Origin of the sequence: Plantactinospora endophytica, assembly GCF_016862915.1 — a bacterium.
In the GTDB taxonomy this organism is placed as follows: Bacteria; Actinomycetota; Actinomycetes; order Mycobacteriales; family Micromonosporaceae; genus Plantactinospora; species Plantactinospora endophytica.
The window spans coordinates 364,595-379,655 of sequence record NZ_BONW01000028.1; the positions used below are offsets into that span (position 1 = coordinate 364,595).

The 15,061-nt window shown below is 69.2% G+C and carries 10 protein-coding genes; 4 read left to right on the top strand and 6 right to left on the bottom strand.

The window, feature by feature from the left end:
• Positions 1–73: 73 nt before the first annotated feature.
• The 6 genes from Pen02_RS27500 to Pen02_RS27525 all read right to left on the bottom strand — a co-directional run bounded on the left by Pen02_RS27500 (position 74) and on the right by Pen02_RS27525 (position 8,501).
• Positions 74–1,420, bottom strand: a complete 1,347-nt coding sequence (locus Pen02_RS27500) for an ABC transporter substrate-binding protein (protein WP_203869004.1) — start codon at positions 1,418–1,420, stop codon at positions 74–76.
• A 93-nt stretch (positions 1,421–1,513) separates the two neighbouring features.
• Positions 1,514–3,694: an alpha/beta hydrolase gene (locus Pen02_RS27505; RefSeq protein WP_239141364.1), complete on the bottom strand. Its 2,181-nt coding sequence runs from the start codon at positions 3,692–3,694 to the stop codon at positions 1,514–1,516.
• A 129-nt stretch (positions 3,695–3,823) separates the two neighbouring features.
• Positions 3,824–4,846, bottom strand: coding sequence for a LacI family DNA-binding transcriptional regulator (locus Pen02_RS27510; RefSeq protein WP_239141365.1), 1,023 nt, complete (start codon positions 4,844–4,846; stop codon positions 3,824–3,826).
• Between the two features lie 493 nt (positions 4,847–5,339).
• Positions 5,340–6,140: a carbohydrate ABC transporter permease gene (locus Pen02_RS27515; RefSeq protein ID WP_203869005.1), complete on the bottom strand. Its 801-nt coding sequence runs from the start codon at positions 6,138–6,140 to the stop codon at positions 5,340–5,342.
• A gap of 71 nt (positions 6,141–6,211) precedes the next feature.
• Complete coding sequence (locus tag Pen02_RS27520) at positions 6,212–7,174, bottom strand: carbohydrate ABC transporter permease (RefSeq protein ID WP_239141367.1); 963 nt, start codon at positions 7,172–7,174, stop codon at positions 6,212–6,214.
• A 64-nt stretch (positions 7,175–7,238) separates the two neighbouring features.
• Positions 7,239–8,501, bottom strand: a complete 1,263-nt coding sequence (locus Pen02_RS27525) for an ABC transporter substrate-binding protein (RefSeq protein ID WP_203869006.1) — start codon at positions 8,499–8,501, stop codon at positions 7,239–7,241.
• A gap of 564 nt (positions 8,502–9,065) precedes the next feature.
• On the opposite strand from Pen02_RS27525, the gene Pen02_RS27530 reads away from it, so the two are divergent.
• From Pen02_RS27530 to Pen02_RS27545, 4 genes are all read left to right on the top strand, one after another.
• Positions 9,066–10,025 carry an RNA polymerase subunit sigma-70 gene (locus Pen02_RS27530; RefSeq protein WP_203869007.1) on the top strand — a complete coding sequence of 320 codons (960 nt, stop codon included), beginning with the start codon at positions 9,066–9,068 and terminating at the stop codon, positions 10,023–10,025.
• A gap of 77 nt (positions 10,026–10,102) precedes the next feature.
• Complete coding sequence (locus Pen02_RS27535; protein ID WP_203869008.1) at positions 10,103–10,558, top strand: DUF6632 domain-containing protein; 456 nt, start codon at positions 10,103–10,105, stop codon at positions 10,556–10,558.
• 394 nt (positions 10,559–10,952) lie between these two features.
• The gene (locus Pen02_RS27540; protein ID WP_203869009.1) at positions 10,953–13,829 is read left to right on the top strand and encodes an ATP-binding protein; all 2,877 of its coding nucleotides are present in this window, start codon (positions 10,953–10,955) and stop codon (positions 13,827–13,829) included.
• Between the two features lie 403 nt (positions 13,830–14,232).
• Positions 14,233–15,051, top strand: a complete 819-nt coding sequence (locus Pen02_RS27545) for an AfsR/SARP family transcriptional regulator (protein ID WP_203869010.1) — start codon at positions 14,233–14,235, stop codon at positions 15,049–15,051.
• The last annotated feature ends 10 nt before the right edge of the window (positions 15,052–15,061 follow it).

Below are 15,061 nucleotides of genomic sequence, written 5' to 3' on the forward strand. Positions count from 1 at the left end.
GGCTCCGGGACGTGGGCACTGGGAAGTGGGGGGCGGGCCGGCCGGGGGAGGACGGCGCGGCCCACCCGGCCGGTCACTGAACGGTGAATCCTTGTTCCTTGGCGTACTTCGCCACGTCCTCCTGGAGCCGGTCGGCAGCCTGCGAGCCGGTGATCGAACCCGCGCTGATCTCACTGACCTGCTTCGTCATCGCATCGAAGTAGTACTGGCCGAAGGGGCTGTAGACCATGCCCTTGTAGGCGTTCGCCGCAGGGACGTAGACCTCCTTGTTCGCCTGCTGGCCGTTGAAGAACGCCACCTTCAGGTCCACGAACGCGGGGTCGTTGAGCGCCGTGAGGTTCAGCGGGAAGATGATCTGGTTGGTCCAGCCGTCGGTGAGTGACTCCTTGTCGGCGTAGAGGCCGTACGCGGCCTTCGCCGCCAGCTCCTGCTTCTTCGACTGGCTCGTCACCGAGAAGGCCGAACCGCCCCAGTTCACCTGCACCGGGTTGTTCGGGTCCCACTGCGGCAGCGGGGCCACCGCGAACTTGCCGGTGTCCTGGCCCTTGCCGACGCCGGCTCCGGTGAGATAGCCGGGTGCCCAGGCCGCCGAGACGTACGTCGCGTACTGCCCGTTGATCACCCCGGAGATGTACTCCGGGGTGAACTGGTCCTGCTTCCCGACCAGGCCCTTCCGAACGAGGCCGCCCCAGTAGTCGAGCACGTCCTTGGATGCCTGGTCGTTCAGCTTCACCCCGATCGAGGTCGGGCTGGCCGAGTCGTAGGCGAAGGGGGAGGCGCCCTTCTGGATCTGTAGTGCCATCGTCAGCGCCGGCACGTTCGCGCCGAAGTCGCCGAACAGCGGGCCGCCGGCGTCCTTCACCTTCTGCGCCGCCTGTTCGTACTCGGCCCACGTCTTCGGCGGCGTGATGCCGTACTTGTCGAAGATGTCCTTCCGGTAGATCATCGCGAGCGGTCCGCCGTCGACGGGGACGCCGTAGACCGCGTCACCGACCGACACGTCCTTCCACGCCCCCTCGCCGTAGTTCGCCTTGACGGCGTCGAAGCCGTACTTCTTGATGTCCACGATCGCCTTCTGGATCTGGAAGGTCGGGATCCGGTCCATCTCGATCATGATCACGTCGGGCGCGCCGGTACCGGCCGAGATGGCCGTCTGGAACTTGTCGTACTCGTCGCCGCCCTGTCCGACGTTGGTCCAGCAGACCTGGACCTCGTTGCTCTGCTTGTTGAAGTTGTCGACGACGAGTTGCATGTTGGGGTACCAGCCCCACATCGTGACGGCCGGCAGGTCCTTCTTGGTGATCGTGTTGGTGCAGTTGCTCGCGTCACTTCCGCCCCCGCCGTCGTCCGAGGAGCAGGCGACGAGGCCGCTCGCGGCGGCGAGCATGGCGGCGGTGGCGAGTATTCGCTTCGTCTTCATTGACGTGACTTCCCTTCGGGGTCGCAACTCCGGCGGCGCGTCACCGGGGTAGCACGGCTGCTACCCCGGTGACGTCGCCGTCGGCGGGCCTTCCTAGCGCTTGAAGAGGCGCGGCGCCAGGTCGATGAGGTTCTTCTGCCACACGTCCCAGCCGTGTGGCCCGGGGGTGACCCCGTCGAACTCGTAACGGATACCGAGGTTGTCCAACGTGGTCAGGGAGGCCATGAAGGACGGGTACACGAAGTCGGTCCGGTCCCCGACGTAGAGGCGCAGCAGCTTCGTACCGGCGTTGATCGCCGCGGCGTCGACCCCGGTACCGCTGCCGAAGCCGGCCGAGAACGCCGCGACGTACCCGAACTCGCCCGGATACGCCTTGAGCACTCCGAAGGCGTGGCCACCACCCATCGACAGTCCCGCAACGGCCTGCTGCGCCGGGTCGGTCGAGATGTTGTAGCCGGCGCGGGCCGCCGGAACGATGTTCCCGAGCAGCTCCTGGTTGAAGTTGGAAACGTTGCCGTTGCCCATCACGACCACCATGGGAACCAGGTCGCCGTCGAGGAACTGGTGGTCGAGGATCTGTTTGGCACGGCCCATCTCCAGCCAGTCCGTGTAACTCTGCCCACTACCGTGCTGGAGGTAGAGGACGGGGTACGGCCGCTCGCGGTCCGGGTCGTACCCGGGCGGGGTCCACACCAGAGCGGTCCGGTCCTGGTTGGCCACGCTGCTCCGGTAGGTAAGGCTCGTCACCTCTCCGCCTCTGCCGGCCGGTACGTCCGAGAGCAGGCGAGCCTCCCGGCCCGGAACGAGGAAGGTGCTCCACGCCGGCTCGGAGGTCACCCTCGTCGGACTCGACGGGTCCTTGACCGCGACCCGGTCCACGATGAACCGGTAGTAGTAGAACCACGGGTCCAACGGCCCCACGGTCGCCCGCCACCGGTCGCCGTCCCGGGCGAGCGGAACCCGTAGCCAACTCCCGCCGGGCGCGATGTTCGCCCACACCGTGACGTGCTGGGCGTCCGTGAAGTCCGTCGTGGTCTCGAAGGTGACGAAGCCGTCCCGGGTCACCCAGGGAGTCGGAGTGGTGCCTGCCGGCGGCGGGGCGAATTCTCCCTTCAACGGCTGGTGACCAGCGCTGGGGCCGTGATCCGAGACCTTGCGGAACAGTCGCGGCACGAAGTCGACGAGATTGTCCTGCCAGCTCGTCCAGTTGGCGCCGCCGTCCGGGTCGACCCCGTCGAACTCGAACCGGACCCCGGCCCGGCCCAGCACCTTCGTGAGTCGATGGGTGGCGTTGTACGCGGGGTCGGTGACGTTCCCGGTGTACAGACGCAGCAACCTGAGGTTGCGGCCGAGCGCTCTGGCGCTCTCCCCGCCGACGCCCTCGGTCAGCAGGCCCGAGAACGAGCCGACGTAGCCGAACTGCGCCGGTTCGGTGAGAGCGGCTCGTAGCGCCTGCGTCGCACCCTCGGAGACGCCGGCGATCGCCTGGTGCGTCGGGCCACCCAGCACCCGGTAGGTGTCGGTGACCGCCTTCCGAAGGCTGCGCAGATCGTCGTCGTTCGATCCGGCGCCGTCGCCGAGCACGACGACCATCGGCTCCATGGCGCCTGCGGCCGACAGGTTGTCGAAGATCTGCCCGGCCCGACCGAGGTCGAGCCAGTCGGTGGCGACTCCGTCGGCGCCCGACCGCAGGAAGAGCACCGGGTAGCGTCTGGCGCCCTTGGCCGAATACCCCGGTGGTGTCCACACCAGGGCGGTTCGCGCTGCCTGCCCGGTCCGGTAGGGCAGGGTCGAGACCTTACCGCCCGTTCCCTGCGGTGCGTCCGCCAGCCAACGCGCCGACTCGCCGGGGACGAGGAAGGTGCTCCAGAGCGGCTTGGACGCGACGCTGGTGCCGTTCGTCGGATCCTTGAGAGTCTTGGTGTCGTCGCCCGTGATCTGGTAGTGGTACAGGCCCGGCTCCAGCGGGCCGAGAACTCCCGACCACACGTCACCACGACGGGTCAGACCGAACTCCGCCCAGGCGGCGGAGGGGCCGAAGTTCCCCTCGACGACGACCTGCGACACCTGGCCCACGTGTTCCTGGAGGTAGGCCGCCGGAACGGTGAAGGACGCGTAGCGGTCCTCCGAGACGTCCAGCCACGGCGTGTCCGCCGCCGCTGGTTGCTGCGGTGCGAGGACCGCCACCGCGAATGCCATGAGGCCGGCGGCGAAGGCCGCCGGGAGTCGGCGTACGCCCGTACGGCGAAAACGCCCGTGGTACGGTGTTGTCACGCTCCACTCCTCTCGTGCGCCGGCAGCGGATGCGACCCGAGTTCGCCGGCTCAACTCATCGGTGGACACCGCCGCGGTTCTGCGACTGCCTCTCCCTTCCGGTTCGCCACTCCTGGTCCTGCTGACGCGTCACCGTCCTGGTCTGCTCCGCGGTGCGGCGGTGGTACCGCGGACCACGAGGGTGGTCGGCAGAACTATCTGGCGAGGCCCGTCCCAGTCACCGGTCACCAGTGACTTGAGCATTCGCGCGGCCTCGTATCCGAGCTGGTGGATGGACTGGTCCACCGTGGTGAGACCGGACTCGGCCAACGCCGACTCCGGGATGTTGTCGAATCCGACGACCGACAGGTCATCGGGTACGGCCAGCCCCAGCTTCCTCGCGACCTCCAGGACCTTCAGGGCCATCCCGTCGCTCGCCGCGAAGATCGCCGTCGGTGGGTCGTCCCGTTCCAGCAGGTCGCGCGCCAACGGAGCTGCGGACTCGGGGTTGAAGTCACCCCTGCCGACCAATGTCGGGTCGACAGCTATGCCCGCTCCGGCCAGTGCCGTCCGGTAGCCCTCCTCGCGGAACCACGCGGCGGCGAGGCTGGAGCGGCCCGCGATGAACCCGATGCGCCGATGGCCCAGGTGCAGCAGGTGCTCGACTGCGGTGACGGCGCCCGTGAGGTTGTCCGCCGTGACCGACGGCGTCGTCGAATCCCGTGCCGGATCGATGGCCACGACCGGAGTCCGACTCTGTACGTCCTCCCACGGCGTGACCACGATGCATCCGTCGGTGAGCGTGCCCGACAGACGGTTCAGATGCCGCTGCTCCCAACCCTGCGAGTACGTCCCGTAGAGGTCGCTGTTGGCATAGATGATCAAGTCGAAGCCGGAGCGGCTGAGCGCCTGCATCACGCCCTTGAGCACCTCTGCCGTATAGGACTGGAAGCTGTGGGTCACCAGGCCCAGGACGTTGGTGCGGCTGCGCCGCAGACTGGTGGCCACCAGGCTCGACTCGTAGCCGAGCCGTTCGATCGCCGCTCGCACCTGGGCCGTGGTGTTGGCGCTGACGCCGTAGTGCCCGTTGACCACCCGCGACACGGTGGCGGTCGAGACGCCCGCCGCACGGGCGACATCACTCATGGTGATCGGCGCCCTGTCCCCGGCCATGTCGACCCCTCTGGATTGCAATCGTTATCGGTTACGTTTCCAAGGTGTTGCCAAGGTAATCGACGGCGATGATGAAGACAAGAGATCATCGACCGCCCGACGCTCGTGACCTCAGGGCCGGGAGGGACGTAACCGCAGGCCGTACCCGGGGAGGCGGCCGACCGCCGGTTGGGATCTTGCGGCTCGGCGGGTGCCCTGGGGGACCGGCCACCGGGCATCGTCGGCGGTGCGCCGCGACCCGGCATCGTCTCCGGCGCTCGGCCCGTACGCGGCGCCGCGCCGATACTGACGGTGGCCGTCGCCGGGCGGCGCTGGGTCTCGGCGGCGGGTACCTGGGGCGGCTCGCGTCTGAGGTCCGGCGGGTACCTGGGGCGGCGCGTGTCTGAGGTCCGGCAGCAGTTCGGCGACGGCGGCGGCCCGGCGCCACACGCGGGCAGCGGCTCGTCGACGCCGCCGGGACAGACCGCCTGCCGCGAGGCGGGAGTGGCGCTCGTCAGCCCTTGAACGCACCCTCCATGATCCCTTGTACGAGCCGCCGTCCGACGAAGACGAAGAGCACCAGCAGCGGCAGCGTGGCCAGGAACGAGCCCGACATGGCCAGGCCCAGATCGATGTCCCGGCTGTTCTGCAACGCCTTGATCGCGATCTGCACGGTGTACCGCTCGGGCGACTTCAGCACGATGAACGGCCACAGGAAGTCGTTCCAGGCGTTGACGAATCCGAACAGTCCCAGGACGAAAGCCGCCGGACGGACCAGCGGAAATGCGATTCGCCAGAAGATCTGCCAGGTCGTGGCGCCGTCCACCCGGGCAGCGTGCAACAGGTCGTCGTCGATGGTGGCGCTCATGTGTTGTCGCATCCAGAAGATGCCGAAGGCGCTTACCAGCCCGGGAAGAATCAGGGCTTGCAGGGTGTCCACCCAGCCGAGCTTCGACATGACGAGGTACTGCGGGATGATAGCCAGCTGGGCCGGTACGGTCATGGTCAGCACGACGACGAGAAACAGCGTGTTGCGGCCCCGGAAGTGCAGCTTGGCGAAGGCGAAACCGGCCAGCGCGCACAACACCGCCTGGCCCACGCCGATCGCGGTGGAGACGACGAGGCTGTTGCCGAGCGCCTGCACGAACGGCACGGTGTCGAAGACCAGGTTCGCCAGGTACAGGAAGTTGTCGCCGGGCAGTACGTGCGGTGGAAGACTCGTCGCGGTGGCCGAGTCCGTCGTGGACACCACGAACATCCAGTAGAGCGGGAACACGCTCAGGAACACCATGACCCCGAGCGCTGCGTACGCCACGAGCGGGACCCGGTTGACCCGGCGCCGGCGGCGCGGTGTCGGCCTGGCGGTCGAGAATGCTGATGCGGGGTTCATCGACGCTCCGAGCGGATCCTGGTGACCAACAGGTAGTTGATCGTGGCGACAATCACGACCATGACGAACAGCACGACGGCGATCGCGGCGCCGTAGCCGAAGTGGAACCGGCCGAATCCCTGCTCGTAGAGGAAGAGGGTGAGGGTCTGGCACTGCCGCGCCGCGCCGCAGGTGAGTCCACCCACCGGGTTGACCAGTAGCGGCTCGGTGAAGATCTGCAAGCCGCCGATCGTCGACGTCACCACGGTGAAGACGATGATCGGTCGTAGGGCCGGGACGGTGATGTGCCGGAACTGTTGCCAGCCGTTGGCACCGTCCACGGCGGCGGCCTCGAACAGCGCCCGGGGAACCGCCTGGAGCGAGGCGAGATACAGCAGGGTGTTGTACCCGGTCCAGCGCCAGGCCACCATCGTGGCGATCATGAAGTGGCTGCCCCAGACGGACGCCGTGAAATCGACGTGCGAGAAGCCGAGCAGTTCGAGGAACCAGTTGAGCATGCCGTAGTCGCGGTCGAAGAGTTGGGCGAAGACGATGGTCGTCGCCGCCACCGAGGTGACGTAGGGAACGAGCACCGACATCCGGAACAACGTGGCCGCCCGCAGCCGTACGTGGTTGAGCAGGTGCGCCACGCCGAGCGCGATCAGCAACTGCGGAACCGTCGACAGCAGCCAGATGCTGAACGTGTTCCTCATCGCGCCCCAGAACCGGGGATCGTGGACGAGTTGGGCGAAGTTGGCCAGCCCGACGAAGTGCCGCTCGCCGATCGGGTCCCAGTCGAACAGCGCGACGTAGAACGTGAACAGCAGGGGGAAGAGGCCGAAGACGAAGAAGAGCAGGAAGAACGGCGCCACGTAGGCGTAGGGCGCGAGCCGCTCGCGCCAGCCCTGCTGTGTGTGCCGGTACCGGCCCGGCCGCGAGGTGGCCTCTGCGGCCGGGGCCGGGCTGAGTGTGATGGTCACGACGGTCACCTTCCCGACGCGCGGCGCCCGGCTCGACGCCGACCGCCGTGCACCAGTCGTCCGATCAGCCGCGAAGGGCGTTCCTGACGTTGGTCAGCGCGGTGTCCCACGCGTTGGCCGGGTCGACCTTGCCCTGCTCGACGCTGGTGAGGGTGTTGAGCAGTTCGGATCCGATGGTGGCGTCGTCGGGACCGATGTAGAACGGTTTGATGTTCACCACGGACTGGGTGTAGATCCTGCCGATCGGTGCGTCGGAGAAGAACGGATCGGTCCTACCGACGAGCTGCGGGTCGGTGTACACGGACGGGGTCGTGGGCAGGGACCCCTGGGACAGGAAGTGGGCGAGCTGCCCGGCCGGTGACTGCATCTCGGTGATGTAGGCCCACGCCGCCCTGGGGTTCTTCGCGCGCTTCGGGATGGCGAGATAGCTGCCTCCCCAGTTGCCCGAGCCGCCGGGAATGGTGGCGATATCCCACTTGCCGGCGGTGCCGGGGGCGTTGGTACGGATCGAGTTGAGCATCCACGACGGCGCGGACACCACCGCGAAGTCACCCTTGCTCATGCCTGCGGTCCACCCGGTCGAGAACGAACTCTGCTTGGCGGAGATGCCTGTCCCGAACACCTTCAGCGTCAGGTCGAATGCCGCCTTGACCTGGGGGTTCCGGTCGTACGACAACTTGTGGTCCGCGTCGTGGTAGCGTTCCGTGCCCTGGTTGACCGCCTGGAAGAAGATGCTCGTCGGGGTGTTGTCCAGGAACGGCTTGCCGGTCGCCCGGACGTACTGCTTTCCGACCTCCGCGAACGCGTCCCAGGTCGGCCACAGCTTGGATACCTGGTCCCGGTCGGTGGGCAGCCCGGCTGCCTGGAACAGGTCTTTACGGTACGCGACCGCCATGCCGCCGACATCTGTCGGTATCCCTATCACTTTTCCGTCTGCGGTCGTCGACTGCTTGAGTACCCAGTCGAGGTAGTCGCCTTTCATCTTGTCGGCGCCGAGCGTGGAAAGGTCCACGAAATTCTCCGGTGACCGCATGAATTTCGGCAGGTCGTCGCCCTGGATCAGCACCAGGTCGGGCACCTTGCCGCCGGCCAGTGCCGCAGTGAGCGCCTGGGCCGTCTCGGTCGTGCTGCCGACCTCGGTGAGTTTGACGGGTACGTCCGGGTGCGCCTTCCGGTAGACCTCGACATCGGCCTTCTGGTTGATCCCGGTGAACGACCAGAACTCGAATCCGGACGATCCGGAGTCCCCGCCCGATCCGGCTGAGCAGGCGGATGCGAGGAGCATGGCCGTGGCGACGACGGCTGCGGTGTTGATGAGGCGCTTCACGCGGTCCTCCATACGGTGTGCGGTCCGTCGCCCGGAAAAGGTCCGTCGGTGAGTCGACGTGAATCGGGCGACGGCGGCTACGGCAGGTGGCGGAGGCGGAAAGTTTGCCCCGCTGTGCCTCGGAGCGTGCCATGGCCCCGTCGGCATGGCGCGGCGGAAATGGAATCGGGATCTCGATCGACGTCGATGTCTTTCGTGTGACGTATGAGATTAGCCATCACCCCACAGGTCGTCAATGATCTGTCTTCGACGAGGTCGGGTTCGGGTTCGTGGACGGCCTGTTGGCGCCGTGATAACACTTTTTCGACAGGTCTTCTTTGCTGATCGGGCGAAAGGCTGCGGTGACGAGCGCGGAGGCGTGTCCCGCTGGCGGGCACTCCGGGACCACCCACCGGCGCTTCCGACCCCGCCAAGGCCCGGCTCTCTGGTGTTGGTCGGCCCCGGTGCGCGGGCGCGGGTGCCGGAAGGTGTGGGCGAGGGCACAGTGGGGTGGCGACGAGTTCCCGGTGGTTCTGGGCTCTCAATCTGTGGTCGGGTCTGCGCGATTGGGTCAGGGAGTTGCCGATGTCGGAAGTGGTGGCCGTACCGAACGGCGAGGACTTCGTGCGCCAGGCGGAGCCGCTACGGCGGGAACTGCTGGTGCACTGCTACCGGATGCTCGGTTCGATCGATGACGCCGAGGACGTGGTCCAGGAGACGTTCGTCCTGGGCTGGCGGGCGTACGGCAGGTTCGAGGGGCGCTCGTCGTTGCGGACCTGGCTGTACCAGATCGCGACCAACGCGTGCCTGCGGGCCCTGGAGCGAGGCGGTCGGCGCGCGCTGCCGTCCGGCCTGGGCGCGCCGAGTCGGGTGCCGCACCCGTTGGAGGTCGGCGGACCGGACGTGACCTGGCTTCAGCCGTTGCCCACCGACCCGGCCGACGTCGTGACGGCGCGGGAGCACGTCCGGCTGGCGTTCGTCGCGGCCTTGCAGCACCTGCCGGCACGCCAGCGCGCGGTGCTGCTCCTGCGCGACGTGCTGAGGCTGCGGGCGGCCGAGGTGGCCGCCATGCTCGGCACCAGTGTCGTGGCCGTGAACAGCGCGCTACGGCGCGCCCGGGCGCACCTCGAACAGGTCGGTCCCGACGCGGATGCTCTCTACGAGCCCGGCGATCCGGGGGTGCGGGCGCTGCTCGACCGGTACGTGACGGCGTTCCAGGACGCCAACCTCGGTGCGCTGGAGCAGGTCCTGCGGGACGACGTCGCGCTGGAGATGCCGCCGTACGCGACGTGGTTCGTCGGCCGGGTGGCCGTGGTGGGCCTGCTTCGAGCCCGGGTCCTCGACCGGCCCGGCCGGGTGCGGCTGGTACCGACCATCGCGAACGGCCAGCCCGCCTTCGGCGCCTACCTGGCAGGCGATGACGACGGGTACCGCGCGCACGCGCTGCATGTCCTGGCCGTCACACCGACCGGGATCAGCAGCATCCATGTGTTCATGAGCCCACACCTGTTTCGCGCCTTCTCGCTGCCGCCGGTCCGACGGTAGGCGCCGCGACGACTTTCGAAGCCCGCCCGTATCTCCATTTGTGATTGCTCGCTCCCGCAACCACATGGAGGAAGTGGATGGACACCCAACCGAGCCGCGCCGCGAACGTACCCGCGCTCACCGTCTTTCTGCGCGTCTACGGCGTGTTGACGCTGCTGATCTTCGCGCCGTTGTTCGTGGGGTTCGTCGTGCGGTCACCCCTGCTGGCCGAGAATGGCGGCGTGCTGAACTGGCTCATCTGGAACGATGTCACCGCCGGTCACGACCACGCACACGTGCCGCCGATGCTCTTCCTCATCTACGTCGTGTGGGGAGTGTTCCTGCTGCGGGCGGCCCGACGGCAGGCGGCGTACCTCTCGTTCTTCGACTTCACCATATGGGCCAACCTCGCGCACGGCGTGCTCATGGCCATCCAGGCTTTTGCGGACATCGACCGGTACTGGAGCAAGTTCCTCACCGACATCCCCTTCGTACTGATCTTGGCGCTCGGGATCTACCTGTGGCGGCCGGATCGACGCTCGGGAGCGCGGTGACGCAACCTCTCGTCGGCGTGGCCGTGCGCCACCCGCCTGCGGGGGTCGTCGCGCTGGCGGTAGCTCGCGGACGACCTGGTGACACGCACGCTCCCCGGCAGCTCTGGTCGTATGACCAAGGCGCATCGGCCTCCAACCGGTTGCGGTGGCGCCCGGTCGAGCCGCTGTGCTGATGGCGAGCAACCCGGTGGGCGAACTCGATCGGTTTCATGACGTGTCGCTCGTCGATCGGTGCTCGGCGCCGCTCCGGATTCTTTGGCGCGGAACGAATCCGAAATAATTGTCTGTTACATCATCGGACATCAATAGCGGTTGATGGATGTGCCGGGAGCCGTCGGCTAACATGTGCCCGTGGTGGTCGCCTCCTCTTCCATTCCGGACGTGTGTCGTCGTCATGTTCCCAGTTGAGCTGCCCACCGTCTGGGCCGGCCGGGAGAAGGAACTGGCGGCACTGCACACGGCCGTCGAGGCCACCCGACAGGGCCGAGGATCGGTGCTCTGGGTGGAGGGCGAGGCCGGCATCGGCAAGTCCTCCCTGGTGGCCGCCGGGCTCACCAGCGGCGGGTTTCGGCCCCGCGAGCTGTTGTGGGGCACCGCGGACCAGTTGTCCCACCGCTTTCCGCTGCGGGTGATGCTGGACTGCCTCCAGGTGCGACCGCGCTCACCGGACCCCCGTCGGGCGCGGATCGCCGAGTTCCTCCAGGACCGCCGACCGGGGCTGTTCGCCGCGGACGACATCGAATCCGCCGCCACCGAGATGCTCGTGTCACTGGTCGACGAACTCTCCACCGACACGCCTACCGTGCTGGTTCTCGACGATCTGCAATGGGCGGACGAAGCGTCGTTGATGCTGTGGCACCGGCTCGCCCTCGCCGCCGAGGAGCTTCCACTCCTGCTGGTCAGCGCGACCCGTCCGGTACCGGCCCGTCAGGACGTGCAGACGCTGCGGGCGGCGACGCTGCGCCGTGGCGGCACCCTGCTTCCGCTCGGTGCGCTCGATGCGGACGACGTCCGTACCCTGGTCACCGGAATGCTCGGGGTGCCGCCGGGGCCCGCGCTCAACCGCCTGCTCGGGCGGGCCATGGGCAACCCGCTGTACCTGCGTGAACTGCTCGACGCCCTGGCCCGGGAGCAGACGGCCGGCACCGCGCTGGCCGAGGGCGAAATCTCCGACGACGCGTTCGAGCGGGTCCCGGCCTCGTTCACGGCCGCGCTGAGCGACCGGCTCAGCGTGGTCTCGGTGGCGACCGCCCAGATGCTGCGCACCGCTTCGCTGCTCGGCGGCGAGTTCGCGGTCACCGACCTCGCCGCGCTGCTGCGTCGCACGGCCTCCGACCTGGCCGAGGGCTTGCAGGACGCGGTCGCGGCCGGCATCGTCGTCGGAGTCGGCGACCATCTCGCCTTCCGGCACCCGTTGATCCGGCAGGCCCTCTACGACAGCGTGCCGGCCGCGCTGCGGGCGGCGCTGCACTGCGAGGCGGCGAAGGCGCTGGTGTCCGCCGGTGCCGAGCCGCTGCGGGTGGCCCAGCAACTGCTGGCGGCCGGCCGCCCGGGTGACGAGTGGACCCGTACCTGGGTGGTCGAGGCGGCACCGGCACTCGCCGCCCGGGCCCCGGACATCGCGACGGAACTCCTGCAACGGGAACTGGAGGCGAGCCAACTCGACCGGACCGACCGGGCCGCCCTGACCGTCGAACTCGCCCGGGTACTGCTCGGTGTCGGACGCCATCCGGAGGCCGCCGACCGGGCCAGGCAGGCGCTCGCCGTGGCGACCCGGCCCGAGCACCGGGTCGAGATGTCCTCGATACTGGCCCGCACACTGTTCCACCAGGGCCGCAACGAGGAGGCCGTGGACGTCGTCCGAAGCGCGCTCGGGCGCCCGGACGTACCGGCGGTGTGGCGGGCCCGCCTGTTGGCCTCGCTTTCGATGTTCGAGCGGGCCAGCACCGGCGACCTGGACACCGCCGACGGCACCGCGCGTCAGGCGCTGCGGGTGGGAGAGGACGCCGGGGACGCCTTCGCCACCGCGTACGCGTTGACCGACCTGTGGCTGACGCACTCGATCCGGCGGGACCACGACGCCGCTCTCGGCTACGTCGACCGGGCGCTGATGGTGTTGGGCGACGCACCGGAACACACCGACCTGCGGACCTTCGCCTTCGACGGCCGGATCTTCAGCCTGCAGAATCTCGATCGGTGGCCGGAGGCGGAGGCGACCCTGCGTCGGGCCCGCGACCTCGGTCAGCAGGCTGCCGGATCCGGCCAGGGCGTCTCGGCGCTCACCGCCGCCGTGTTGCTGTACTGGCTGGGTCGGTGGGACGACGCCCTGGCCGAACTCGACACCGTCGACCGCGACACCACGGGTATCACGTACTCCGGGCTCCGCGAGCGGGGACCGGCGTTGCTCTGGCACGGCGTCGCCGCGTTCATCGCCGGACACCGGGGTGAGAACGGCGCCGCTGCCGAACACCTCCGGGCGGGTCTCGCGCTTCCCGTCCGGACCGTCGCCGACCGGGAGAACCGCGACTTCCTGCTCGCCGCCCGCGCGCTCGCGGCCGAGCAGGAGGGGGAGCCCGCACGGGCGCTGTCGCTGCTGTCGGCGCTGCTGGAGCGCGCACCCGGCGAGATGACCCTGCTCCACCAGTGGATGCCCGAGCTGGTGCGACTCGCGGTGACGGTGGACGACCGGTCGGCGGCGCGGGCGGCGTTGCAGGCATGCCAGGCGGAGGCTGCGGCGGAGTCCCGGCCGGGTCGGGCCGCCGCAGCGCTGCGCCGGTGTCGGGGCCTGCTCGACGAGGATCCGGAACCGCTGCGCGAGGCGGTCGCGTACTACCGGTCGGTCGGTTCACCAGTGGAGTTGACCGGGACGCTGGAGGACCTGGCCACCGTGCTCGCCGGAGGCGGCCAGCAGGCCGAGGCGAGGACGCTGCTGGGCGAGGCGGTCGATCGGTACGACGCCCTCGGTGCGCTCTGGGACATCCGTCGGGCCGAGGGACGGCTCCGGCGCGTCGGCGTCCGTCGGGGTGTCCGTGGCCGACGGCCGGCGCGTGCGCAGATCGGCTGGGAGGCGCTCACCCCGACCGAGACCCGGGTGGCCGCCCTGGTCGCCGAAGGACGGTCCACACCGGACATCGCCCGGGAGATGTACCTCTCCCGGCGCACCGTACAGACCCACATCTCGCACGTCCTGGGCAAGCTCGGCGTACGGAGCCGGGTGGAGATCGCCCGTGAGGCGTTACGCCGGGAGACCGTCGCCGACGCGGGAGCCTGACGCCGGACACCATCGGCCCGGCGGGAGCCACGGCGCACGGCTCCGCCGGGGACATCCGTCATCTGACGTGGAGTTGGTGGCGCTGGACCGGCGGTCCGACCGATGTCCTCGGGCTCGGGCACACGTGCCGGCACGTCCGTCGGTCAGGTTGCCGACACGGGCCCGCGACCGGCCCGAGGCAGCCGCTCGATGCCGTCAGACGCGCCGCCGGTCACCGTCAACGACAGCGGGACGTGACGGGCAGCGGTCGGGGTCGGTGGTTCCCGCTGTCGCCGGCGCCGGACCGGTCCACGTCGACCAACCCGGATCGGTCCACGTCAACTTACCGATGTCCGCAAGGGCCCGCTGAGCCAGGCTGTGTCTACGCGAGAGCGACCGACGCCAGGACGGAGGAGTTCCGAACATGGGATTTTCGAGTCACCAGAAGATCCGGAGCCGGGCGGCCGAGCAGCCGGGGCCGGAGGTCGGGCCGCTGTCCGCGTACGCCGGTCCGGCGCTCGTGGTGCGCTGCCTCGGCGGGTTCCAGTTGACGATCCCCGGACGGCAGTTGGACTGGACCACGGTACGGCCCAGGGTCCGGGCCTTGCTGCGCTTCCTGGCCGCCCACGGGGGCAGGCCGGTGCACCGCGAGATCATCCTGGCGGCGCTCTGGCCGGAACTACCGATCGGGTCCGGCATTCGTAATCTGCACGTCGGCATCTCCACACTTCGGGCGTTCCTCGAACCCGGCGTGCGGCGCGGTGAGTCCACGCTCGTACGGCGGGACGGCGAGTCCTACCGGCTGGCGTTGCCGCGCGCCGCGCTCTGCGACGTGCGTTCGTTCGAGGAGGCGGTCGCGGCCTGGCGCCGGACCGTCGGTACGGGGCAGCGGTCCGTCGAGGCGGCTGCCCTGCGGGAGGCCCTCGCCCAGTACGCGGGCGACCTGCTGCCGGAGGACGGGCCGGCCGAGTGGGTGGTGGCCGAACGCGACCGCTACCGCACGTTGGCGGCCGAGTCGGCGGCGACGCTCGCCACGCTCGAACTGGAGGCGGGGCACCTCGCCGCAGCGGTCGCGGCGGCGCGGCGCGGGCTGGAGATCGACGGCTTCCGCGACGACGCCTGGCGGGTACTGGCCGAGGCGCATCAGCGTTCCGGTGATGCGGCGGCGGCCGCGCGGACCCGCAGCGCGTACGGCCGGGTGTTGCGGACGCTCGGGGTGTCCGGACCGGCCTGGGCCGCGTGAGACCGGTCCA

Excerpts from the sequence above, each read along its gene's own strand:
- Pen02_RS27500 (WP_203869004.1), bottom strand. The coding sequence starts at position 1,420 with ATGAAGACGAAGCGAATACTCGCCACCGCCGCCATGCTCGCCGCCGCG.
- Pen02_RS27510 (WP_239141365.1), bottom strand. The coding sequence starts at position 4,846 with ATGGCCGGGGACAGGGCGCCGATCACCATGAGTGATGTCGCCCGTGCG.
- Pen02_RS27530 (WP_203869007.1), top strand. The coding sequence starts at position 9,066 with ATGTCGGAAGTGGTGGCCGTACCGAACGGCGAGGACTTCGTGCGCCAG.
- Pen02_RS27535 (WP_203869008.1), top strand. The coding sequence starts at position 10,103 with ATGGACACCCAACCGAGCCGCGCCGCGAACGTACCCGCGCTCACCGTC.
- Pen02_RS27540 (WP_203869009.1), top strand. The coding sequence starts at position 10,953 with ATGTTCCCAGTTGAGCTGCCCACCGTCTGGGCCGGCCGGGAGAAGGAA.
- Pen02_RS27545 (WP_203869010.1), top strand. The coding sequence starts at position 14,233 with ATGGGATTTTCGAGTCACCAGAAGATCCGGAGCCGGGCGGCCGAGCAG.